Origin of the sequence: Paenibacillus sp. FSL L8-0470, from assembly GCF_038008625.1 — a bacterium.
Lineage (GTDB): Bacteria > Bacillota > Bacilli > Paenibacillales > Paenibacillaceae > Paenibacillus_AQ.
In genome coordinates this window covers 3293342-3317101 of sequence record NZ_JBBOZM010000001.1, presented here as the reverse complement: position 1 = coordinate 3317101, position 23760 = coordinate 3293342, and the positions used below count along the sequence as shown (strand labels likewise).

The window sequence follows — 23760 nt, the reverse complement described above, 5'->3', positions numbered from 1 at the left end:
CCCAATATTACAGGCATGACAAGACACAGTAACCTTAAATTAATCGGAGACCAGAATGCCGTCAAAACTCTCCGGACCGACACGAATCGTGCCGAGCAGGTTGGAACTAACGAAAGCAGTGTACGTCAATTGAGGAGTAATCGGCGGGTTAAAGTCTGCAGCTGAAAACGTGATGACTTGTGGCGCCAAGACGCTAAGGCTAAACGTAGAGGTAGCAGAATATACAACCGGATCGGTACTAAGTGTTCCTCTCACTATTGTAATTGTAATACCAGCAAGCGCCAGCGGAAGCGTCAAAGAGATGGTTCCTTTTAACAATACTCGCGGATTCGTTGTTGCACCTTCGGTGACTAAGCCAATTTGTCCGAACAGCTGCGGAGTATTCAGCAGCAGAATCGGAATCGCAATTGAGTTCGCTATGCTCGCATTCTGCGAGGTTCGAGCATCAAGATAAGTTCCCATGATGAGCACCCCCTTTCCTTTCTTGCATACCACATCATATTAAAAGAGCTTACCGATTGCTTGTACTTATCACCATTAGGTTCAATAATTAATAGTAAATCTTAAATAGATTCGGAAGAATCGTCAGGCAAAGATATTAATCTTTAGTTGTTCCATCCCTTTTGTTAAAAGCCAGTTCAAACAGGCCCGTGGCAGACAATCCTGCCAGTCCGCCTGCCCACAGACGCAGCACCAGATTCATATCTGTAAAAGGATAGGCAATGGCCCCGACTAATAATCCTATTGCCAGGCCAACCGCCGGTACAAGGTTGCGCGGAAGCTTCACGCTATTCTTCACAAGCTGAACAAGAGCCATTACAAACACGGCTAATACCGATGCGAAAGCAAGCACATTGTTAAGCGCATCGTTATACATGATGTTCATCCCTCCTTCAAGGATAACAGCAAACCCGCCGGATGCAGTACTGTTAGAACCCGGTAGAAATCCAAGCTGCCTCCGGTGGGCGTATCCAACAGCCCCGCCGTCACTGCAGCACTGAAAGCCGGCACTGCACATGCCGGTACATTCATCACCATCTGGCCTTCGATTAGGGAAAGGCGGTCAATCACACCTGTGATCGCCCGCCCCTGCTCCTGTACATCTGTCTTCAGCATATCTCTGCTGGCAGTAAGATCGGACAACAAAATCCGCAGCTCTTTCAGCTCTTTTTCCAGACTTGCAAGCTTTTGCTTATCTTCCGCCGACATCTCATCCTCCTCCTTAATTTCATCATATGCGTACAAGTTATAGGTATTCATTATCTGAAACAGCTTTGCCGCATACTTGGGATCAGTCGCATATCCCGCTGCCGCAATATGGCTGCGCTTCATATCTTCGGTTGCTAGGGTATAATTCTGGAAATGAATCCGGTCTCCGTCCTCTCATCACTTCCTCTCCTTATATTAAATGCGCATTCTGCCAAATAGTTTGTGCTTATTCCTATGAATTCAGGATAGCTGTTTAGCTATATGAATAAAGGGGTAATGAATTATCAATTGTTGATCCTACACCATACATAGAGTAACCAGTTTAAAGATAAACGGCCCTGATTTTACCAAAACTTTACCTGAAATTGATAGAAAAGCTATTGTTAGTTACTAAAAACTGGGGTAGTATATAGTGAAAATTAACTATTAAGGAGGGTCTATTGGACTATGCCATCATATTATTTTAAAGAGTTGTGGACACCCCTTAGATGGTTTGGCATTAAATTATTTCATGATGATGAAGGGAGCCTTTGGATCAAATGGTGGGCTTCCCCCCGAAAAAAATTGCGCTGAGGGTTTTACTTACAACTAAGAATCTCATTTGAATAGCAACACAAAAAAACCTTTCTTAGGATACAGCGGCAGGTTAACCGCTATATCTACACAGAAAGGTTTTTTGGGCGTACAGCGCCTATTAGCAAGCGGCTTCAAATGTAATCCGATTTTTCCCGCTGCGTTTAGAAATATATAAAGCCTCGTCTGCCAGCCGCAGAGTTTCGGCCGTGTCCAGACATTCTGGAGTCCATACGGCTGCTCCGACACTGCATCCGACCTGTATGGTATCGCCTCCAATGACGACCGGCAGATTGACTTTGCTGATGATGCGCGCTGCAACAACCTCCGATTCCTGCATGGGTTTGCTTGCAGAAGTATTCAGAATGATCACAAATTCATCTCCGCCCAGACGGGCAACGATTTCATTGTCACGGGTGCACTCCCGCAGCCGCACAGCCACCTGCTGGAGTAGAACATCTCCGGTAGCATGGCCGAAAGTATCATTCACTTTTTTGAATCCGTCCAGATCCATGTATAGAAAACTGAGGGTTGTCCGGTTCAATTTGGCCTTGTTCACCGCGTGAACCAAAAATTCGTTCAATCCGGCACGGTTCGGCAGCCCTGTTAGCACATCGTGCAGAGCCATATCCGACATATAGCTTAGCTTATTCTCTGTTTTGGTCAGATTGCTGACCAGATTCCGCAGTGAGGTTGACAAGATGGCCACATCCTTAAAGCGGGACAAGGCGGGGATTTCCACATTGGCACCCGAGCTGAGCAAATCTGCCGTTTTGGCAATTTGACTCAAGGGACGGGCAATCCACCCGGCAAGCAGCCAGCCCAGAATTCCGAAAATCACGGCAGCTGCCAATCCACTTAATATGATAAATCTTTCGAGCTGGTGTACCGTTGCGAAAGCAACATCTGTTGGCTGACGAACCAGAACTGACCAGCCCAAACCCGGATAATTCAAATAACCGTCCCCGTAAGCGTATCCGGTCAGATAAGCATCTTTTCCGCTGCCGCTGTCCACGATCCATGAATTCCCGCCGTTCCGGGCTTTCTGCAGCGTTTCATTCGGCATTTTCTTTCCCGCCAGCCCAGAAGGCCCAAGCAGTATAGTATCATCCTTCTGGCTGACTACGAAGATTTCCACATCTTTCATCCGTTCTTTGAGCGGGTCTAGAATAGAATTCTCTACCTCACGCGACCACTCCCAGCTCAAATGTGTTGCCAGTACACCATTAAGCATTCCTAACTTGTCGTAGACCGGGACACTCACGTCCACGAATTGCAAGGCTTCTCCGGTTGGATTAGGCAAGAGCTTTGCCAATAACACGGCATCATGCACATCACCCGTGAACAAACCCTTCCGGCCTTCCTGAAATACGGGTCTTTGGCTGATATCCTTTCCAAGGAGAATGTTGTCCGTTGCGGATAGCACAGTTCCCTTCGGGTCAAGGTAACCGACCCAGGTGAACACCGGCAAACTGCTCTTCAATTGATTCAGCAATCCGCTGATTTCTTGAGTGTCCAGCGGCTTCTGGAAAGCGTTAAGCTTGCTCAGCACTTCCACTTCCCCGGAACGCGACCACATGAAATGATCCAGCTTCTCCGACATCTGATATGCCTCTGCAGCAAGCGATCCCCCGATACTTACCTCCACAGATTTCGTAGCTTGATTCCCGATTACATAAATAAGCAGTGCAGTCAGCAAGATAATAATTACCGCAAAGGCACTGGCAAAAAAAGTCCGCAGGTTAAACGTCATGCACATTCTCCCCATATCTTTCGCAGAATAGTGTCGTTAATTTTTTTATCGGATAAAGCCGCAGAAATTATAAATCTTCAATCTTAAAAGCAGCGTAGTAGACAGAGAAACAGCTCCGCCCTTATCTTACAGAGTGGAGCTGTTCGCGTATCCAATATCAGCCGACTTTAGCCCCCAGCGAGCGTGCCAGCAGCACCGCCTGCTCCACATCGAGCCTAACTCCCTTTAAGTCCAGGCTTTTCAGATCAATCCCTTCGAGTTTAGCATCCCTTAGATCCGCTCCCGCAAGCTTGCACTGGGCCAGCTGTACCCGGCTTAAATCTGCACCGCGCAGATCGCTTTTTTGCAAATTGCAGCCAAGCATGTCCGCCTCAGCAAACCGGATGCCGCGCAGGTCCTGCCTGCTGAGGTTAATATGCCGCAAATTGGTGTAAGACCAATCCCCGCTGATCAGCGTAATGCCGTCCATATATGCATTGGAGAAATCGGAGCCGACCATTTTGCAATCCTCGAATTTAGACACAAACAGATTTGCTCCCGAGAACTTGCAATTGGTGAACGCCGCTCCTTTATGGAGCGAGGCATTCAGCAAAGCGCCGGTAAAATCACAATCCACAAAACGGCAGCCGCTGGAAGTCATTTCTTCCATAGAAGCTCCCTTGAAAGAACACCTATCAAAGGTACAGCTGTTCAGTTCTCCATCACGCAATTCGGCGTAATCAAAATTATGCCCGGTAAAATTTTCATTGTCATATTGATACACGGGGTATCTGCTCCTCTCTCGTTTCAACAAATAAGTAAAACTTTTCTTTTTTAAAAATAGCACTTTAGGAGATTGTTCAAATGATACCATTTCGTTATAATAGCAAATAAACTAGCGGAGGTGAACAATGGACGACTCCAGCAGAAAAGAACCGTTCCGATATGTAATGAACCAGCCCATCGAATGCTGGCTTGAACTTCCTGCTGGTAACAACGGTCCCGGGGCAGGCAAGCTTACGGAGGGCGTACTGCTTGACCTTAGCCATTCAGGGTGCAAAATCCGGACTTCGCTGAATCTCCGCTTCACTGCAGGCGATACGAAGATAATTATCCACTTTCAGCTGGCAGAAGACAAACTTCAGTTCGTAGGAAGTGTACGCTGGGGCTGGATGTTCGGACTTGGCCAATATCAATATGGGGTAAGACTGGATTTGCAGGAGGATGAAGAAGAGCAACTCCTCCGGGAGCTGGAAAGCTGGACTAACACGCGCAGCGCCCAGCAAAATGGATAATACGGCACAACCGAATGTCCTCTTTCAAGGACGTCTTTTGGTGTGCAAACACGAAAAGCAGGGCTAATAGCCCTGCTTTTGTTCAGCCAAATGCAGCATGATAAGTTAGTATCCTCTGCCTCCCTCACAAATGGAGTGGCGCTTTAAGCCTCAACCCTTTTCTTCAGCAGCACATTCATCGCATAGATTAGAATAACTGCAATTACCGCTTCAAATAACATCGGCCAGTAATTAAGATGTGGATAGGAGAATGTAATCCCGCTGCGAACCGAGTCCATTTCAAGAATATCAAACTCGAACATGCTCTCCACACTCGCGAGGGAGCTTTTAAACAATAGCTGTTCAAGATAAGATAGCCCATTCTGGAATACCACCAATACAGCAATAATAATCCATAACTTGCCCTTGACCCGCAGACTATTGGCCAACGTGATGGCAAACATAATGGAGATCAGCGTTAAACCGGAGAACCAGATAAGCTGCAGCATGCAGTTTAGGAATACCGGCCAGAAATTTCCCGGGAGGAAATCCGCCGAATATACGAGAATATAGATCCCAAGATGCAGGGTTGCGATGATAACAACGGATAATAGCAGCGCCCAGAGAAGCAGCAGCGGTGACAAGATAGTATACAGGGAACTCACTGGCAGAAGCCGGCGGTGATAGGATTTCAAATTGCGGCCATAGGTAATCGCGCTAGTGAGCAGGAGGCTGATTCCCACTACGACATAGGTGGTCAGATTGATTGCTACCAATTGAACCCCCATGTTTCTGTTCCAATACCATGTGGCGGCATGCACCAGAACTGCGATTACAAAGTACGCAAGAATCCGGTCACGGCTCCGTCTAAAATCGTATTTTATCAGCTTCAGCATTCCGCATACACCTCTCTGAACAACTCGTCAATGCTTTTTCCCCGTTGCAGCCTTAACTCCTCCACATCACTTTGCAGGACGATTTCTCCTTCTTTTATAAAAATAACTTCGTCAAAGATCCGTTCGATGTCTGTGACCAGATGCGTCGAGAGCAAAATGCTGCTGTCTTCCTCGTAAAATTCCATCAGCGCATTGAGAATTTTCGTCCGCGCCACAGGGTCCACTCCGCCAATAGGTTCATCCAGCATGTATAAACTCGCCCGCCGCGAGAGGACCATGGTCAGCTGCAGCCGTTCGTTCATCCCTTTGGAGAGCGTCTGCACCTTATCCCGTTCACTAAGCTTCATAAACTCCAGCATACGTTTGGCTTTGACCGGGTCAAAATCCGGATAGAAGTCGCGCTGGAATTTTATTGCATCTCCCACACTCATCCAAGGATCTGTCAGGGGCCGGTCCGGCATAAACGAAACCAATGCTTTGCTCTGTTCCCCTACCGGAACACCGAGCACAGACATACTGCCTGAGGTTGGCTGTGCCAGCCCGGCAATCAGCTTCATGAGTGTGCTTTTCCCGCTGCCGTTGCTGCCGAGCAGTCCGGTGATTCTTCCTGCACCGAGTTCAAAAGAAACCCCGCGCAGCGCCTGTTTCGAGCCGTATTTTTTAGTAACCTGATGTACTTGAAGTATACTGTCCACCCTGGCAATCCCCCTATTTACTATTCCTTTGCGCAATATTCTCCGCCACGACCGTCAAGATCTCTTCCCCCTGGAAACCCAGCTCCTCCATGCCGCGGATAAAACGGTCCAAGACGTCCTGGGCCATCTCTTTTTTTATGGTCATAATGGTCTCTTCCCTCCCCGTAACATATCTGCCCATTCCCCGCCGTGTTTCCACAATCTCTTCACGCTCCAATTCTTGAAAGGTTCTTTGCACCGTGTTTGGATTTATCTGCAATTCTGCGGCCAGTTCCCGCACCGAGGGGATTTTATCGCCGGGTTTCAGCTTGCCTGTGATAATCTCGCCTTTGATATAATTCATAATCTGAATATATATGGGCTGGTTGTTGTCAAATTCAATGGTCATCAAGCAACGTCCCTTCGTCTGAACACCACAAACCCCGCCAGCAGGAACGCAATTAGATAGACCGCCAGCATAACAATGGAAAAGCCAAGAGTCATTCCCGGCAACGGCGCTGCGTTGTTGTGGTAGACACTAAGATTTATATTCGGAAACAGAAAGTATTTGTAAAAATCACGGTAAATTACTACTTTATCCAAGGTCAGTGCAAACATCGTAATCCCGATGGTCACTCCCGTGGAGGTCGTCAGCACCCCGATCATAAACGCCAGCGTTACATATACGACCGTGTACACGCAGCCGTACAGCAGCGAAAGTAGTATATCTCTTATTCCCGACTCTCCCCCGCCAACGTCAAACCAAATGACACCCGAGAGATAGACAGCCACGGCGGCAACTGCAGTCAGACTCAGCGCGAACAGCAGCACCGTTACATACTTGGAGGCTAGAATAGCCATACGGCTGCGTGCGCGGATAAGCAGAAACTTGATCGTTCCTTGACTATACTCCTTGGATACAATCCCTGCTGTTCCAATGATGGCAAGTATTGCGACGACCTGGCCTATTCCGGTTGGCTGCAGCATCACCGCCGTAAACTCGGAAGCAGAGGCGAATGAAGCTTCGGAAAAAGCTTTGATCATGTAGCCTAACAGAAGCGGCAGCAGAATGAGCAGTACATGCGGCACGAAAAAAGAACGTTTCTTCGACAGCTTCAGCCACTCATTCAGCACCAGATAATTAAATTTACGCAATGCGGTTGCCCCCCGTCCATTTCAAGAAATCTTCCTCAAGGCTTTGTTTGTTCTCCGTAATCCGGTACACGCCAACATTGGCTCTTCCCAATGCCTCAACAAGCTCAGGCACCCTGATGTCCTGCAGCCGTATGTTTAGTTCAGAACGGGCCTCATCCACGCTGCCCAGCCCCACTCCCTGCATCTCTTGTATAACTCGTTGTGCGGCTTCCATCCCGCCTACCCGAACAGTGAGTGACACTTCTCCTTCCGTCTCATCCCTTGCACCCAGCCTGGTTACTGTCACCAGCTTCCCGTTCTGAATGACAACGGCCCGATGGCAGATTTGTTCAATCTCCGCCAGCATGTGGCTGGAAATGAGAATGGATATCCCTTCAACTTCAGCGATTGTCCGCATATAATCACGCATTTCGCGTATTCCCGCAGGGTCCAGACCATTCGTCGGCTCATCCAGAATCAGCAGCTTCGGCGAATGGAGCAGTGCCTGGGCAATACCTAGCCGCTGCCGCATCCCAAGCGAATAGGCTTTTACCCTCTTGCTCATCGCTTCCTGCAGTCCAACCAACTGCACAACCTCTTCAATCCGCGATTCCGGAACATCATCACTCATCCGTACATACTGCTTCAAATTATCCAGCCCGGTCATATGCGGGTAAAACTCAGGGTTCTCAATAATCGCTCCGATATGGGCTATTGCCCGGTTGAAATCATTACGGATGCTATGTCCTTGAACCAGCACATCCCCTTCGCTCATCTTGATCAAGCCGGTCATCATGCGGATCGTCGTTGTCTTTCCGGCACCGTTAGGTCCGAGCAGCCCGACAATTTCTCCTTTGCGGATGTCAAAAGACAGCTGATCTACTATCGCCTTTCCCTTGATAACCTTACTCACCTGATTCATCTGCAGCACAATGGAATCTTTCCCTTGTGTTGTAAGTCCCTGTGTATTCATTGACTGTTTCATAGCAACCTCCCTGAAAAAGTGAAAATATTGGAGAAAGAAATACTGTATCGGTGTGTTAGTTACATAGTACACTAGTATCACTGTGATGTAAAGCCATTTTTTAGGAATTGGGTTCCATTAAAAGGCGGCCCTATAGCCCCTCGTCCAAGACTTCCTCTCAAGCAAACATAGAATAGTAGTGGAATGAGCTTCAACACACGCTGATTTCACAGAGCTTAAACCCATGCTTCCGAAATCAGTTTTGTACGCTGAAGATTCTGGAAGCAATGCTCACAAAACTTTTAGGAGGAATGAAAATGAAACGAGAGGTTCATATTTCGCAGACTTACCCGCGGCTCACTGTATACTCGGAGGAGAACTACAGAGGACGGAGCAGAATTTATACCGGCAATCTCGGGATCCGTAATACAGACAACATTCTCGACGGGATCGAAAGCCTGCGCTTCTTCTCCACCAGCAGCAATGCTACGCTTGTATTGTTCAGCAGAACCCGCTTCAGAGGCATTTTCCGTGTACTGCGTGGAAATCACAGTATCCGTGATCTGGATGATTACATCAACGGCAACGACGTGGAATCAATCATCTCCACCAATCAAAGGCTGACGTTAGCGCAAATCCGCAATATCCGCGACAGCGGAGAGCTGCCTTCCGGATATCGTCTGATCTAGAGTTTATGGGCTGCCGTTATATCAAAAAGAGGGTACACCCCGGCCTAAGGTGTACCCTCTTTTACATGAATCAGCTATTCCCCTTCAACTAACTGCAGCAGCTCTTCAACCACCCGCTGAGGCTGATAGCTGTGAATATAATGGGAGCTGTCAGGCACGATGATTTGTTTGCCCTTAACGGACCATGCAGGAAGAACAGCTTGGCTGTCCATCCAGGCGGCATCATCGTCAAGCTTGCCGAAATAGTCTGCAGTTAAGACAGTGACGGGAACCGGAAGCGGTTTGCTGCCAGCCAGCACAACGCGGGCATTCTCTTGACTCTGGCGAATTTCATCGGTCATATTCCGGTTGCCCGCCAGCAGCAGTACCGCCTTGCGGTTTATTTCCTTTAGCTTCCCGGGCAGCAGCTTATCCCCATTGCTGTCACTCGCTACCCATTCTGCGAATCCATTCACATGATATAATGCCCGTAATATACCGGTCGCCCGAAGCCCCTTGTATATTCCGGACACAAGTTTAAGCTCCGGACTAGACTCATAGTATTCAGGACTTCCCCCGTCAATCAGCAGAATCCCCTTCACTTCTTCAGGGTACCGCTGGGCATAACGGATGGTTTCCAGCGCGCCTAGCGAATGGCCGACAAAAAGATAAGGCGGCTTCTGACCGGAAACTTGCAGCAGCTCGTGAACTTCATCGGTGATGGAGTCAATATCCCGCTTTCTGCCGGTTAAGTCACTATATCCGTAACCAAAGCGGTCATAGACCGCAATTTTCGCATGCTGCCTCAGACCCTCGTACAATGGAGAAAAATCGGCGTAAGGATTTGCTGTTCCCCACCCGGCTGCAAACACCACAGTCGTTGATCCCGCACCCTCAGTATATAGGTGCATTTTACCTCCTTTTACCTGATATAGACCTCCGGCGGGTGAATAATTCTTCCTGTCCTGTGTGGAACCATACCATTGGTATGCGGCTCCTAACCCGGCCAATACAATCAGTGCAACCAGCAGGCAGAGTGTAATTTTCACACCTCTTCTTTTTAACATACACTCCTCCAATTCCATGTTAGAAGCTGCTCTTCACCTCGACAACGATATATTCAGACGTTTCTCACTCCTAAGCCTTGAGCGATATTCGTAATTTTTTGATGGCATCCCACAAATCAAAGGTCCAACAATACACTAATTCAAAGGGGATACCGGTTTTTCTATTATTTCAGTTTTCTGAATTGGCTTGTTACAACCTCGGCCCAAGGGGCTTTTCATGTTAACGGTTATATGACCAGCCTGATTCTGGCCCACGAGTCCAAAGTAACTGCCTTACGTTACCTTCCGTCTTCCAGAAAAATCGTCAACCTCCGTACAGCGGAAAGCTGGCAGTAATTCTATATGGAGTTGAAGCTCGACGATTAAGATAATGCGCTTAACCGGGGGTGCTGGCTGTGGAGCGCAGACCCATGATCCATACCGGGAGACAGCTGCATCAAGCTCCGCCTTGCTCTTCCAGCAGATTTTCTTGAATTTGTACAGCTCCAACTGACAGCTGGGTTACCTCTGCGGATAACTGTTTCACTTGTTCATGAAGCACATGTGCTTCATCCGTGCCCTCCAGATAGCGGGTGACAAAGTGCAGGAACACATCAACTTTTCTAAGCAGCATCAGCACGGGAACGGCCTTGATTTCGGCTTCGGTAAGAAGGACCCTTGTGCTGAACCCCCGGCAAAAATCCCGGACCGCTGCTCTTTCCTCCGCATGACCCAATAGCCCCGACAGAATTACCGCAGGCTCCATCGCCCTCACATCAAAGGTGCAAAATTCAAAATCAAGCAGCGCAGCTACTTGCCGGTGATCGCTTGTCTCCACCAGCAGATTGGAAGCATTCAAATCTCCGTGCACCAGCTGATGCGGCAACCCCTTAAGTTCAGCCAGCGAACCCGCGATATTTTCATATGCGCTGTAAAGGATCTCCAATCCCTTGGCAAGTTCAGTAAAGGGAACTGGCGGTTGCAGACACAGCTCACGGATTACTTCTCCGGTACATAGCGGATAAGCCTGCCGCAGCTCATAATAAGGCCGGTAGACCGGAGCAAGTCCGGGACTTATCTCTGCTAGCACTACAGACAATGTACCTGCCGCCTCCCCGAAGGATTCGTAATAGCCAAACTCCTGCTCAGTGGGCGAATCTCCGTCTATGTATTCGAACAAGCAGCTAAATTTACCAGCCCCGTCCTCCAGCTGAACCAAAGTTTCTCCGGCCGGTGTCCCGATAGGAACAGGCACTTTGAAGGGTAAAGACAACATCCCCAGCTTTTGCAGTACGGCATGCTCGAATTCGATTTTCTCTCTATCTTTATGTGTATCATAGATTCGCAGCACGGCGCGGCGTGTGCTATTTTCTACAAAATAGGTTGTATTATTCCAACCCCCGCTCCGCTTCCTCAACGTTCCACTCCACTCCGGCCAAACTTGGCTTACAATAGTATCCGTAGGCTTATGCCCCTCTCTTAATTGTTTTGTAACGAATCTCCCGTGAGCGGGTCTTATATGTAAGGTGGTGAACATGTGACCGATGTAGAACAAATCTACGAGCAATATTTTCAGGACGTATACTTGTTTGCGCTATCCTTAAGCAGAAGTAAGCAGATTGCTGAGGAGATTACGCAAGAAACGTTTGTAAAAGCAGTGAAAAATATTAACCAGTTCAAAGGCAATTGTAAAATTAGTGTCTGGCTGTGTCAAATCGCCAAAAACACCTATTTCACTTATATGGACAAACAAAAGCGCTACGAACCGGGCGATCCGCAGGAAAAAATACACAAGAACAGTTTCACGATTGAACAAAAGCTGATCGACAAGACCGAAGCCCTGCGAATCCACAAGCTACTGCACAGTCTGAAAGAACCTTATAAGGAAGTCTTTACACTGAGGGTGTTTGGAGAGTTATCCTTTGACCATATCAGTCAGGTTTTTGGCAGAACGGAAAGCTGGGCCAGGGTTACATTTCACCGCGCTAGAAACATCATACAAGACTTATTAATGGAGGAAAATTGATGAACAAACTGTCCTGCGGAGTCGTCGGGGATTTGCTGCCGCTCTACTATGATGAGGTGTGCAGCGCAGATACCAGGGAATCGATTGAGGCTCACTTAGCTACCTGCGAGCAATGTACAACCGCGTTGCACAAGCTGCAAGAGAGTAGCCATCTGCCGTTTGAGGTCATAGTGAAGAACAAACAGGAAAGCACCGGTCTGGTCAGCTTCAAAGGCTACTGGCACCGCTCCAAAGCTGCGGCATTTCTCAAAGGTCTGCTTCTGGCCACAGCCCTGTGCGGTGTTATCATTCTAGGGTATGTTGGCTTATTCCGCTGGAATATTGCCGAAGTCCCCTCCAGTGTCATCGAGATCACTGATGTTAGCCGGCTCAAAGACGGAAAAATCGCTTATCATGTGAGAATGACCGATGGCTACCTGGTAAATCAGGTTATGGGTTTTTTGGAGGGGGACGGAATCTACTATATAACTCCAATGCGGCCTGTCATCAAAACCAAAAAGTCTGCTGCGATTGGGCTTGGCAACGGGTACGACTTTGTAAATTTCGAACAATTAAACGCTAACCGTACAGACCCTTCCACTCAGATTCAAGCCATCTATTATGGACCCAAGGATGACAACCCCATATTGATCTGGAAGCAAGGAATGCAGCTACCGCCAGCAAGCGATACCGTTGAAGCGCAGTTTATGGAGCGGGATTAGTATATTTGGAGCATATCTTGAGCACCCTCTGATTTTTTCCGCTATAATAAATTTCATATTGATATATGCAAAGGATGGGATTCATATGGACGCAACTGTTTCCAAACGATGGCTGCTGGCAAGGCTCTATGAGCCGGAGCAGACCATAGTAGACTGCCGGTTTACGCTCGGTAAACCTCAGGCTGGCCGGGAAAGCTATGAACAAGAGCATATTCCGGGTGCGGTCTATCTCGATTTGGAGCTGGATCTGTCAGGCCCTGTGGGAGAACATGGCGGACGCCACCCCCTCCCCGACCCGCAGGTACTTGCAGCACGCCTCTCGAAGCTGGGAATCGGAAATGATTCACGCATTGTCGCCTATGATGACGAAAGTGGCATGAATGCTGCGCGGCTCTGGTGGCTGCTGCGTTACCTGGGGCATGAACAGGTATTCATTCTGGAAGGCGGCTTCAGCGCATGGAAGGCAGAGAAATTCCCTGTAACGGAGCATCAGCCGGTGCGGGTGCCAAGCTCGTTTCAGGCAAATGTGCAGCTGCAGATGCTGGTTGACGTGAACAAAGTACATCAGGTATCTGCTAATATGGAGCCTTCGGCTTCTCCGGCCGGCCTCACTCCGGTCCTGATCGATTCCCGCGCCCGGGAACGCTTCCTGGGTCTGGAAGAAACCTTGGACAATAAAGCCGGACATATCCCTGGTGCGTTTAACTTCTTCTGGAAAGAAACGCAGAATGCTGATGGAAGCTACAAAAGTGCCGAGGAGCTGCAGGAGCATTTCTCCGAGCTGGACAAAGACGCTGAGATCATCGTCTACTGCGGCTCCGGCGTCACCGCCTGCCCGAATGTACTGGCACTGGAGCGTGCGGGATTCAATAATGTGAGGTTGTATCCCGGGAGCTGGAGTGATTGGATTTCGTATCAGGAGAATGCGGTGGCTACCGGGGAAGAGTAAAATTAGCACGATATATGTATAAGGAATTTGGAGGACTGAACCAGCAGTCTCACAGGTCTCTGGTTCAGTCCAATCATAGCATTAGATTGCCTTCTCTGGTTTCTTTACCTCTACTCCATTGAGGATTAAATGCAAGCGGATCTCTGCCTTGAGTGAATCAGAGACGGCACAATACTTCTCCTCAGCCATCAGGATGGCTTTCCAGAGCCGGTAATCGGGGACATCCCCATCGATATGAAAGAACAGATCAATTGCTGTGAATCCGGAAGGGTTCACTTCCTTGCGTGTTCCATCTGCTTCAATTTCAAGACGTGTGATCCCAGATAGGAATCGATCCAGAATCATCGTGATATCGATGCCCATACAGCCTCCCAAACCAGCCAGCAGCAATTCCATGGGAGTCATGCCTTCGCCGTTCCCGCCGTATTTGGGAGTTGCATCCATCTCTACAGAATAACCTGAAGGTCCTATAGAATTAAACATCCGTTTACCCTTCCAAATTGTCGAAACTTTCACTATATTTTTACCTTCTTCCTTAAATTTCGTTGATCTGGCGCAAGAATCTCCGCGTCCTTTCCTCTTTTGGATCTTCAAAAAACCGCTGCGGAGCCGCTTCTTCGATGATGTTCCCATCTGCCATCAAAATGATTTTGGTCGCCACTTCACGGGCAAACTTCATCTCATGCGACACGACCAGCATCGTCATGCCCTCCTGAGCTAGCTCACGCATCACACTCAGCACCTCACCCACAAGCTCGGGATCAAGCGCAGAAGTAGGTTCATCAAATAACATTACAGCGGGTTCCATAGCCAGAGAACGGGCAATCGCCACTCTTTGTTGTTGTCCGCCAGAGAGCCGGGAAGGATAATATGCTTCACGGTCCGCCAGTCCAACGCGATCCAGAAGCTTTCGCCCTATAGCTACAGCTTGATCCTTCGGCAGCTTCTTCACGGTGATCAGACCTTCGATCACATTGCCGAGCGCTGTTTTGTGCGGATATAGATTAAATTGCTGGAACACCATCCCGCTCTGCTTGCGGATATTCCTGGTGGCCTGCTGACGCAAACGTCTGGAAGCTGTGGCATCCACCACAATACCATTTACTTCAAAGCTGCCACCCGAGATGTCCTCCAGACCATTTAAGCAGCGAAGCAATGTGCTTTTGCCTGAACCGCTCGGTCCCAGGACGACGACAATATCTTGTGCTGCCACCTCTATATTAATGCTCTTCAGCACTTCATGATCCTGAAAATGCTTGGATAAGCCTGTAGTCGTTATCATGTTAACGTCATCTCCATGTTTAGTAAGCTTTGGCTAATCTCCGTTCGAACCGTTCCAGGATGAAGGCCAGCCCTGTACTCATAATCCAATACATCACTCCGATCCCCAGATAAAAAGGCATATATTGATAATATTGGGCAATGAGCAGCTGTGCTTGGCGCAGCAGTTCGCTGACCGTGATAACTGAAACGAGTGAGGTCTCCTTCAGCATACCAATAAACGTATTCCCCATAGGCGGAATGGCAATACGCATGGCCTGGGGCAGTACAATTCTGCGCATCGCCTGCCATGGCGTCATCCCGGTTGAATAAGCAGCCTCCAATTGTCCCTTCGGAACAGACAGAATGGCCCCGCGAAACGTCTCAGACAAGTAAGCCCCGGCATTCACACTAAGCGCAATATAGGCTGCTGTAAGGGAACCGAGTGTAATTCCATAATCCACAAGCCCATAATAAATGATTACAATCTGTACCAGGAGCGGTGTACCGCGAATGATAGACACATAGAAACGGGCGATCCACCGAATCGGCAGATTCCCTTTGAGGCGGGCGATAGCCACCACTAGTCCGATGATCAGACCGAAGAACATGGAGACAAGCGTCAGCAGTAAGGTAAAACCGGCTCCCTTCAACAAGAAGGGCAGGTTGTCGAACACGAGTTGCATAGATACTATCCCCTTCCCGCCATAGGGCGCGCGCTCCAACATTTATTTTGCGGGTGTCTCATTGAACCATTTTTGAAAAAGAGTATCGTAGGTGCCATCTGCCTTCATATCCGCCAAAGCTTTATTCATTGCATCCCGCAGTTCTGTATTCTCCTTGCGAAGAGCTACACCCGCCATATCGGATTTGATCGCTTCACCAACCGCTTTAATCTGAAAGCCATTCTCATCCACAACCGGTTTCAAGGCATACAGATTATTAATGGTAGCATCAATCCGTCCTGCATCCAGATCTTTCAGTGAGGTAATGACGTCATCATACGTCTTGATCTCGAAATCACCTACTTTTGGCAGCACTTCGGTACGCAGGTAGGTTTCATCGTTCGTTCCGAGTCCAACCCCAATCGTCTTCCCTTTGAAGTCTTCCAGCTTCGTGATATCTGTATTTTTAGTATTGACGATGATTTTGACATTGTTCGTGATGTAAGAATCCGTGAAATCAATTTGCTTCTTACGTTCATCTGTTATCGTAACCTGGCTAATCACGATGTCGAATTTCTTCGCTTGCAGACTTGGGATCAGCCCGGAGAAATCCTGAGTCGTGAATTCTGCTGTCACTCCAAGACGTTTGGCAATTTCCTTGGCGATATCAGGGTCAAAGCCATCTACTTCTTTCTTTTCATTCAAAAAGGTATACGGTGGATAGGTCCCCATTGTACCGACCTTGATCACACCCGCTTCTTTAATTTGTTCCAGTTCATTTGCAGCTTTAATTCCCGAGTCCGAGTTCCCCCCGCAAGCGCTTAAAACCAGGCCGAACACTGCTAGAGCTGTTATTGTAACCACAGCTAATTTACGTTTTATCATATCGTTTCTCTCCCTTTATCTATATTCTTCCCAACAATCCGTAAAATTCGAAATTGGCCAATTCAGTAGCTAATTGCTGTGCAGAGGCTTGCGCAACCTTTGTATGAATTTCTTCGGAGCCAAATAACCAGCGTGAAAGCAAACCGTCACACATACTCATCAACAAAGCAGCGCGAAGCTCAACCTCTATTCCCTCAGGTAGCATTTGAAGCTCTATCGCTCTTTCTATATTGTGGCGAAAAGCTTGCTCCATCGCATTTCGGGTAGCCGAAATACGGTTCCTTATTGTTTGGTCGGCCCCATTTCCCATCAGGAGGATCTCCATAAGATGGCGGTTATCTGCGGCGAAACTGAACAACCGGTGGAACAGAACTTCTGAAGCTTTTACCATATCTGTAATATCTCCGGGATCTTGACGATAACCTTGGGATATCACTTGCAGCAGCTGTTCCTTGCCTGTTTCGATAATCTCCAGTGCAATGGCTTCCTTACTCTTAAAGTGCCAGTAAAAGGTTCCTTGGGCTACGCCCGCTCCCTGAACGATGTCAGATATTTTCGTCTGATGATATCCGTGTCGGGCAAACTTTTCTAGCGCTATCTTCATCAGTTGAGTTCTACGATCTATGTTTCCGTTGTTTTCATCAATAGGCAATCCATCTCCTCCTCCCGATTGATTAGTCAGTCAGTTGTCTTTTTTAAATCCTATAGGATAACTTTGTTATTGTCAATGGATTGTTTATATTTCGTCCTACTACACGACATATTTTGCTACGGTGGACTAATTTACTAACCAACTTACGGTTCAATTGAATCTGGGGCTGCTTTGACAGTTAAGGATACAGTTCGAGCTGTTCCACAAGCATCACGATAACCAGCAAGGCTGCCGGTATAGGCAGGCGTTTTTTCTTTACACTCTCCCCTTTGGTTATGAAAATAATGGTTTTTACAGCTGTGAAGTCTGCTGAAGTTCCGGATTAAGAAATAGTATAATATATGGATAGAAAATAAACGTCCCGTTTTTTGTTTCAAATTTGAATGGAAAGTAGTGTGAAGCATGAAGCTCTCACCAGTAAACAGCAGCTATTCTGTTCAGCCAATCACTGGCTTCAACCGGGAAAAGGCTGCCTTATCCCGGTTGCTTGCGGCCTCAGATTCCGGGATCGGCCCGTTGATGCATAGCGGAAGGTGGTGCTAAGAATGAACAGTAAGGATGGCGTCCCGCCTGAAGGAACATTCGAACAGCTTGATCAGTTGTGGTTCAGACTTCGAAGCATCGCACAGAACAACAGACCCAATGGAGAGTGGTCACTTCGGCTGCAATTTCTTGAATCGCATATGCTCCTGATTCCAATAGTTGGCCGGGGTTGGATAACGGTAGATGGCAAGTATAGTGAACTCAGGGCGGGATTTGTATTTGTATGCCTGCCAGGGCAATTGATCGAAGCCCGTCTAGAGGGTACAGGAGACCAGAGATTATACATTCTGCGGTTTGATGTATTTGGTCAGCGTGATCTGCCTGAACTTCAGGAACAGACAAGCTCATCGGAGCTTCATATCCCCTTCCCCTTGGAAGGAGAAACAGCAATTGCTTCAACTATTACTTACAGCAAACACTGTGAGTCCATCGCCGCTTCCATGGGAAGCATAAACCCCTTGCAATGGCTGCATGCACAGAGCGGATTCTATGAGCTACTGTATAGTCTGCTGAACGATGCCAGCCAGCTGCATCTGAGCGATACTGATGCTGTTATGGAGCGGGTCAAGACATATATAGAGCAACACTACCGCGAAGATATCTCCATTCGTTTGCTGGCTGGCGAGGCAGGCACTAGCGAAAGGCATTTCATCAGACTGTTCAAGCAGAAATATGGTCTCAGCGCGATTGAATACCTGACCGAATACCGGATCAGACAAGCAAGGAGCCTTATGCTGCCGCAAACGAATTATGAATTGAAGGATATTGCCGCTTACGTCGGTTACAAGGACATTCCTTATTTCCGGCGCAAATTCAAGCAAATTACCGGTGTAGCTCCGGCAACATTCATGCGAAATGCCAAGCTGAAAATTGTTGCATACCACGGCAGCCTGATTGGGGCACTGCTTACCCTGAATATTATTCCCTGCGCAGCTCCGGCTGACCATCCTTGGACTGAATATTACCGCCGTAAATATGAGCCTGGTGCGGTACTGCCTCTTGCCCAAGATGACGATACCAGAATACAGCAACTCACCTCCCTCCATCCTGATTTTATTCTGGGGCTGGAGCAATCGCTAAGTCCGGACATACTGAAGCAGCTTCAAGAGCTTGCACCCACTTATTTCGTATCCTGGCTCCGAATGGATTGGCGGACGCAATTAAGATTCATCGGAAAATGTCTTAACAAGTCAAAGGAAACAGAGGCATGGTTAGACAAATATGAGCGCAAAGCCGAGGCTGTCCGGGCGGACTTAGATCATGAACTCGCCAAGGACAAGCTCCTTATTGCCCGAATATCCGGTCAGAAGATTACCGTGTTGTCTAATCGAAGCTTGGGTGAAGTACTCTACGATGATCTGCATTTACTCCCGGCGTCCGTTGTTAACCGCAAGCTTAGCTATCAGACATTGACGCTGGAAGAGCTGGGGTCTGCGGATGCGGACAGGCTCCTGTTGATTGTGGATGAGGATGTCCACTCGCAGGCCGTCTGGTCTGAGCTCCGGGACAAGAAGTCGTGGAAGCAGCCTGATCCCGCCGGATATTCGCGTATTGACCATCTCCCTCCCTTTCCCTGGACAGAGTATACATCGTTCACACAGGAGCTGATTCTCGACCTAGCGTTGTCTCTTTGGCGTAATCGAACATAAAATATTGGCGTGATTGTCAATAGTCGAATCTAAAAGATTGTTTTATACTCCTAACAGTGATATTGATTCTCACTCGCAAGTGAGATTTAAGGTATCGAAAATCAGGAGGTTACATAATAAATGATACAGTTAAGAACAGGAATGGCGTTCTGTATGACTATTGTGCTGGTATTGGTAATGGCAGCTTGCTCAAATAACAGTGGACAGGCCGAGATTGCCGCCTCAGCTGAAGCGGACACTCGTGTAGTGAAAAGTGAAAAGGGCGAGACTACGATCCCTGCCAATCCAACCAAAGTCATCGGACTCTCCGTAGTCTATCCGGAGTTTCTGCAAGCATTGGGCGTTACACCCATAGCAGTACAGAACTACCAAACGGATCTACCAACCTATCTGAGAGAACCGCTCAAGGATACCCTTAAAATGGGCATTGCAGAAACCCCAAATTTTGAAATGATATTGGCCTCTGAACCAGATCTTATCCTTGCTCCCGTCTGGTGGTCTGACAAGGACTATGACCAGTTATCCGGGATCGCACCGACGGTTCTGCTGCCACAGCGCGATGACTGGCGTGATGAACTGAAGGATATAGGCGAGGTCCTGGGCAAGAAGGACATTGCAGAGAAGGTCATTCAAGATCTGGCAGCCCAAGAAGCTGAAGCCAAGCGGAAGCTTGATGATCTGGTTGGCAATGAAACCGTGTTGTATATGATGGTTATGCCTAACAGCCTCATTCTCTATGGGGATCAGATCGATCGCGGAAAGTTTATTCATACCACGCTTGGGCTGGAGATGATTCCGAACTTCCCCGATAAAGATCTGTCATTATCCATATCACTTGAGAAATTGCCGGAGTATAATCCCGACCACCTCATTATTCAGCTGAATAATGAAGACAGTGCTGAGGTTAAGCAAACCTATGAAGACATGCTGGATAGTCCTCTGTGGAAGAACATGAACGCGGTCAAGAAGAATCAGGTGTATACGATGGCGGGCAAGGATTGGTTTAACGTGGGCATGTCTCCGCTGGCGAACCGCTATGCGATTGATTCGGTTCTCCAAGCCTTTGAAGGCAACACGGAATAAAGGGGATTTAAGGATGTGCGAAACCGAAAAATTGCAATTGGGAGAACGTTTTTTCATCCATTCGGAAGCTGCGGAGAATGCAGTGGTTACTTTATCGCTTACCGAATTAAGCCAGCCAGCAAATGCTGAGCATCTGCTCATAACTTATGCTTCCATGCTCGGAACAGATGACAAGCGTCTGGCAGCTGCTATCTTTTGCAGCTGGTATGCCGGAATTTGCGGAGCCAAATATGCACTGCTCACGGCTTCACCCCCGATGGCTCGTGCCTTGTGCCTGAGCAACATGTCTGTACAGCTCATCCGCACTGAGGGATTCCCCATATTCTCCTTTCCTGTCCATGAAAATCGGGACGATCTCTGCCAAAAACATAGTTCTGGGGAAGAATTACTAGATGAGCTTGGTTTGTTCTATAAGAATGATGTTAGACCGATTATTCTTGCTCTTGCCGAAGCCGCACAGACCAAGGCAGTGATGCTATGGAAGCATATTTATAATCAGCTATATACCTATATGGAAGAGGAAGCCCGGGACGCAGCAGGTGAGAGCCAACGCAACCTTATCATCGAGCAATTCAAATCTGTGACCTGGGAACTCGAACCGGAGGTATTCGGACTTCCCGTCAATCCGTTCCGCATCATGCCCAAATTCAGAACGGACCCCAACCCTCCGCACCGCATTATATCTATTAAGGCGACCTGCTGTCTGGCCTATCAGCTCAGAGCGGATCATGGATACTGCAGTAGCTGTCCTATACTGCCACCGGAGCAGCCAGAGATAACAAATTGAAGGGGTTGTCCCATAAGTAGAATTTCTATGACTTAGACACAGCTTTCTTCATTCTTAAGACCACAAAAAGTGAGCAAAGCAGCGATTCTCCCGTTATTGGAGGATCGCTGCTTTGCGTTTTTGGTCATGGGTGGCTTGCCTTAGCAGATTATGGGCAAGGGAAAGCCACCCGACTTCAATCGTCACTTTTTCGATGCCGCATCGGCAAAATCGCCGGATGCCCCGGTTATTCTCCAGTTGTCCAAACACACTCTCCGGTTCCGTCATCCGGCGCACGGCCAAGGCGCAACCTTCTTCACCCGTAGAATCTCACGAGCCTGGTTCTGGTACCGTATTCGTTCCAGACTAACGACGATTTCACGGTTTCCGGCGGCTTTTGTACAACGCTCCTTCAATGGGCAACCTTTGCAGCTTCTAGTCACAACATCAAGCACACCCTGCCTGCTTAACTGTAGAATTGCCAGAGTACAAGCTCCCCCACCAGAACTACCATCATCGCCACAGGCAGAATGGCCAACCACTTGACACGGGCAGTCGAAGCAAACCGATTCTTCATCCAGGATAGCAGCAGCGCCGCTAAGAACAATACAGCCAATCCGGTCAGAGCATAATTTACCAAAATCTGAGGATAGACTTCGTCATAGGCACGCTCATTGTTACTGAGCATCCGCAAGGCCAGAACCAGATTGTTCACCACAATTCCGGTTCCCGTTAAAGTCAGGCCAGCCTCCAGTTTGCGGCTGAACGCTCGAGGTGCAGGGCGTGTTCTGGTTCTTCGCTTATTCAAAATCGCCTTCACCAGCAATACTAACGGGGCGATAATGAAGTAGACGATGACCAGCACCGCCAACGCGGCACTCAAGAGCAGCACCGGCATTGATTTACTTGCAGGCAGCGGCAAATAATCAGTGGTATATACCGAGATCGCCTCTACCTTACCATTACTGACCTTGGCATGCAGCATTGGCCAGGCATCGAGTGCCGAGTCTCCGCTCACTTTCTCATAGAGGTAAGGTTGAACCTGCTTATAGCTTCCAGTCATGCCTGCAAGTGATACCTGGAGCTGGTCCACTCCCTGCGGCTCAAGCTTCATCAGCGTAAGATAGGGGAATAGAGTCATGAAGCCATGTCCAGGGCGGCGCGCAGCCATGAACTCACCTTGAACCTCAGACGTATCCGGCAGATCAACAGCATCCGCCTGCTCACGTGTGCCCACTATCGCTTTGGCTAGACCATGTACAATTTTAGATTCACTGGCCTGATTAGTCATAATTACGAGCGCAAACCGGTCTTCAGGCACGATCTGCAGATTGGTGGCAAAAGCAATCGTATTCCCGCCATGTCCCAACGTCCGGTGCATTCCGGGATATTCCCAGAATCCATGTGCAATGCCCGGCATTCCTTCAGCTGAGGCATAACTCTGGGTCAGCATCGTGCCCAGCGTCTCCGGCTTCTCGAACAGAGGGGATTGTTCCCCGGCTGCAGGCATGAATGCCCTTGCAAACTTAGCCAAATCTTCCGCAGTGCCGTTATTACCACCGTTGGGGTACATGGACATATAATTCCATGATCCCAGCGTAAAGGACCCTTCTCCATCGAAGAAATAACCTTTAGCTTTATGCTCCAGCAGCTCCGGGCGGTCCTCTACGACGGAATGAGCAATAGAATCCCTCATGCCCAGTGTGTCAAAAATATGCTGCTGAACGTATTCATGATAAGGCTGACCACTGATTCTCTCCACAATATATGCAGCCAGTGAGTTGCCATAGTTCGAATAGGCTACAACCTCACCTGGTCTGTAAATCTGTGACGGCTGGGCTAGCTGCAGCCCCTCTTCCAGCGAACGCACTTCCTCAGGGGACTGATAGGCCATATCGAACATATACTCTTCGAATCCGGCATTATGGTTCATCAGATTGAGCATCGTTATGGGATCATCATACTTTAGTTTGGTTAGGAAATTCTCCGGCAAATAGCTGCGGATATCTACATTCAGGTCAATTTCCCCTTGTTCTTCCAGCTGCATCACAGATGTCCAAACTGCAAGCTTGCTGATCGAACCCCACTCCATTACTGTATCCGGTGAGACAGGGATCTGCTGCTCCACATCGGCGTAGCCGTAACCCTTGGACAGTACCACCTGGCCATTCTTCACCATAACAATAGACGCACCTACGGATTGTTGCCCTATGTACTCTTTTACATAATCATCGACAAAAGCTTCCAAACCTGCCAGCGGAATCCCGGAAGGGGTTGCTCCCCCTGCTCCGCCGCTACCTATCTCCGCAGCAAATGCTGTAATACTACCGGATAGTAACAATAGTATTGAGAACACAAGTGTAAATCCTCTTCTTAACAATAAGACCTCTCCTTTAGTCAAGTAAACTCCT

26 protein-coding genes and 1 pseudogene are annotated in these 23760 nt (G+C 48.4%); 8 read left to right on the top strand and 19 right to left on the bottom strand.

Going from position 1 to position 23760, the window contains the following annotated elements:
* Positions 1-39 precede the first annotated feature (39 nt).
* The 5 genes from NST99_RS15045 to NST99_RS15025 all read right to left on the bottom strand — a co-directional run bounded on the left by NST99_RS15045 (position 40) and on the right by NST99_RS15025 (position 4298).
* On the bottom strand, positions 40-462 hold the full coding sequence (locus NST99_RS15045) for a hypothetical protein (protein WP_341092769.1): 423 nt from the start codon (positions 460-462) through the stop codon (positions 40-42).
* Between the two features lie 136 nt (positions 463-598).
* Positions 599-877 (bottom strand): holin, encoded by a 279-nt coding sequence (locus tag NST99_RS15040; protein ID WP_341097655.1) that lies wholly within the window; start codon positions 875-877, stop codon positions 599-601.
* A 5-nt stretch (positions 878-882) separates the two neighbouring features.
* On the bottom strand, positions 883-1332 hold the full coding sequence (locus NST99_RS15035) for a hypothetical protein (protein ID WP_341092767.1): 450 nt from the start codon (positions 1330-1332) through the stop codon (positions 883-885).
* A 571-nt stretch (positions 1333-1903) separates the two neighbouring features.
* Complete coding sequence (locus tag NST99_RS15030) at positions 1904-3535, bottom strand: sensor domain-containing diguanylate cyclase (RefSeq protein WP_341092765.1); 1632 nt, start codon at positions 3533-3535, stop codon at positions 1904-1906.
* A 157-nt stretch (positions 3536-3692) separates the two neighbouring features.
* Positions 3693-4298 carry a pentapeptide repeat-containing protein gene (locus tag NST99_RS15025; RefSeq protein ID WP_341092764.1) on the bottom strand — a complete coding sequence of 202 codons (606 nt, stop codon included), beginning with the start codon at positions 4296-4298 and terminating at the stop codon, positions 3693-3695.
* A 127-nt stretch (positions 4299-4425) separates the two neighbouring features.
* On the opposite strand from NST99_RS15025, the gene NST99_RS15020 reads away from it, so the two are divergent.
* Positions 4426-4809 carry a PilZ domain-containing protein gene (locus NST99_RS15020; RefSeq protein WP_341092762.1) on the top strand — a complete coding sequence of 128 codons (384 nt, stop codon included), beginning with the start codon at positions 4426-4428 and terminating at the stop codon, positions 4807-4809.
* Between the two features lie 143 nt (positions 4810-4952).
* Here the strand turns inward: NST99_RS15020 and NST99_RS15015 are convergent, their stop codons facing one another.
* From NST99_RS15015 to NST99_RS14995, 5 genes are read right to left on the bottom strand one after another with little or no spacing between them, the layout of a single operon-like run.
* Positions 4953-5684, bottom strand: a complete 732-nt coding sequence (locus NST99_RS15015) for a hypothetical protein (RefSeq protein WP_341092760.1) — start codon at positions 5682-5684, stop codon at positions 4953-4955.
* Complete coding sequence (locus tag NST99_RS15010) at positions 5678-6379, bottom strand: ABC transporter ATP-binding protein (RefSeq protein ID WP_341092759.1); 702 nt, start codon at positions 6377-6379, stop codon at positions 5678-5680. Before NST99_RS15010 ends, NST99_RS15015 begins: the two co-directional genes overlap by 7 nt.
* Positions 6380-6392: 13 nt before the next feature.
* On the bottom strand, positions 6393-6767 hold the full coding sequence (locus tag NST99_RS15005; protein WP_341092758.1) for a GntR family transcriptional regulator: 375 nt from the start codon (positions 6765-6767) through the stop codon (positions 6393-6395).
* A complete protein-coding gene (locus tag NST99_RS15000; protein WP_341092756.1) occupies positions 6767-7513 on the bottom strand; it encodes an ABC transporter permease in 747 nt (248 codons plus the stop codon). Before NST99_RS15000 ends, NST99_RS15005 begins: the two co-directional genes overlap by 1 nt.
* Positions 7506-8477: an ABC transporter ATP-binding protein gene (locus NST99_RS14995; RefSeq protein WP_341092754.1), complete on the bottom strand. Its 972-nt coding sequence runs from the start codon at positions 8475-8477 to the stop codon at positions 7506-7508. The genes NST99_RS15000 and NST99_RS14995 overlap by 8 nt, the downstream gene beginning before the upstream one ends.
* A gap of 296 nt (positions 8478-8773) precedes the next feature.
* Between NST99_RS14995 and NST99_RS14990 the strand changes: the two genes are divergently transcribed.
* On the top strand, positions 8774-9145 hold the full coding sequence (locus NST99_RS14990) for a hypothetical protein (RefSeq protein ID WP_341092752.1): 372 nt from the start codon (positions 8774-8776) through the stop codon (positions 9143-9145).
* Between the two features lie 74 nt (positions 9146-9219).
* Here NST99_RS14990 and NST99_RS14985 read toward each other — a convergent pair whose 3' ends face one another.
* Both NST99_RS14985 and NST99_RS14980 read right to left on the bottom strand, forming a co-directional pair.
* Positions 9220-10191: an alpha/beta fold hydrolase gene (locus NST99_RS14985; protein WP_341092751.1), complete on the bottom strand. Its 972-nt coding sequence runs from the start codon at positions 10189-10191 to the stop codon at positions 9220-9222.
* A gap of 436 nt (positions 10192-10627) precedes the next feature.
* The gene (locus tag NST99_RS14980) at positions 10628-11587 is read right to left on the bottom strand and encodes a phosphotransferase (RefSeq protein ID WP_341092750.1); all 960 of its coding nucleotides are present in this window, start codon (positions 11585-11587) and stop codon (positions 10628-10630) included.
* A gap of 120 nt (positions 11588-11707) precedes the next feature.
* Here NST99_RS14980 and NST99_RS14975 point away from each other — a divergent pair, with 120 nt between their 5' ends.
* The 3 genes from NST99_RS14975 to NST99_RS14965 all read left to right on the top strand — a co-directional run bounded on the left by NST99_RS14975 (position 11708) and on the right by NST99_RS14965 (position 13846).
* Positions 11708-12196 carry an RNA polymerase sigma factor gene (locus NST99_RS14975; protein WP_341092748.1) on the top strand — a complete coding sequence of 163 codons (489 nt, stop codon included), beginning with the start codon at positions 11708-11710 and terminating at the stop codon, positions 12194-12196.
* Positions 12196-12897 (top strand): zf-HC2 domain-containing protein, encoded by a 702-nt coding sequence (locus NST99_RS14970; RefSeq protein ID WP_341092746.1) that lies wholly within the window; start codon positions 12196-12198, stop codon positions 12895-12897. The genes NST99_RS14975 and NST99_RS14970 overlap by 1 nt, the downstream gene beginning before the upstream one ends.
* A gap of 85 nt (positions 12898-12982) precedes the next feature.
* Entirely contained in the window at positions 12983-13846 is an 864-nt protein-coding gene (locus tag NST99_RS14965) for a sulfurtransferase (protein WP_341092744.1), read from the top strand.
* Between the two features lie 81 nt (positions 13847-13927).
* On the opposite strand, the gene NST99_RS14960 is transcribed toward NST99_RS14965, so the two are convergent.
* From NST99_RS14960 to NST99_RS14940, 5 genes are read right to left on the bottom strand one after another with little or no spacing between them, the layout of a single operon-like run.
* The gene (locus NST99_RS14960) at positions 13928-14362 is read right to left on the bottom strand and encodes an OsmC family protein (RefSeq protein ID WP_215184439.1); all 435 of its coding nucleotides are present in this window, start codon (positions 14360-14362) and stop codon (positions 13928-13930) included.
* A 19-nt stretch (positions 14363-14381) separates the two neighbouring features.
* A complete protein-coding gene (locus NST99_RS14955; protein WP_341092740.1) occupies positions 14382-15128 on the bottom strand; it encodes an amino acid ABC transporter ATP-binding protein in 747 nt (248 codons plus the stop codon).
* A gap of 19 nt (positions 15129-15147) precedes the next feature.
* A complete protein-coding gene (locus NST99_RS14950; RefSeq protein ID WP_189022729.1) occupies positions 15148-15792 on the bottom strand; it encodes an amino acid ABC transporter permease in 645 nt (214 codons plus the stop codon).
* Positions 15793-15834: 42 nt separating this feature from the next.
* On the bottom strand, positions 15835-16656 hold the full coding sequence (locus NST99_RS14945; protein ID WP_341092735.1) for a substrate-binding periplasmic protein: 822 nt from the start codon (positions 16654-16656) through the stop codon (positions 15835-15837).
* A 19-nt stretch (positions 16657-16675) separates the two neighbouring features.
* Positions 16676-17260: a TetR/AcrR family transcriptional regulator gene (locus NST99_RS14940; protein WP_341097654.1), complete on the bottom strand. Its 585-nt coding sequence runs from the start codon at positions 17258-17260 to the stop codon at positions 16676-16678.
* 593 nt (positions 17261-17853) lie between these two features.
* Here NST99_RS14940 and NST99_RS14935 point away from each other — a divergent pair.
* The 3 genes from NST99_RS14935 (at position 17854) to NST99_RS14925 (ending at position 21370) form a co-directional block, all read left to right on the top strand.
* Positions 17854-19500 (top strand): AraC family transcriptional regulator, encoded by a 1647-nt coding sequence (locus NST99_RS14935; RefSeq protein WP_341092734.1) that lies wholly within the window; start codon positions 17854-17856, stop codon positions 19498-19500.
* 120 nt (positions 19501-19620) lie between these two features.
* Positions 19621-20583, top strand: coding sequence for an ABC transporter substrate-binding protein (locus NST99_RS14930; protein ID WP_341092733.1), 963 nt, complete (start codon positions 19621-19623; stop codon positions 20581-20583).
* A gap of 13 nt (positions 20584-20596) precedes the next feature.
* Positions 20597-21370 carry a (2Fe-2S)-binding protein gene (locus tag NST99_RS14925; protein ID WP_341092732.1) on the top strand — a complete coding sequence of 258 codons (774 nt, stop codon included), beginning with the start codon at positions 20597-20599 and terminating at the stop codon, positions 21368-21370.
* A 93-nt stretch (positions 21371-21463) separates the two neighbouring features.
* Here the strand turns inward: NST99_RS14925 and NST99_RS33725 are convergent.
* Positions 21464-21789 (bottom strand): annotated as a pseudogene (locus NST99_RS33725) (transposase); the annotation flags it as partial.
* Between the two features lie 26 nt (positions 21790-21815).
* Positions 21816-23729, bottom strand: a complete 1914-nt coding sequence (locus tag NST99_RS14910) for a serine hydrolase domain-containing protein (protein ID WP_341092729.1) — start codon at positions 23727-23729, stop codon at positions 21816-21818.
* Positions 23730-23760 lie beyond the last annotated feature (31 nt).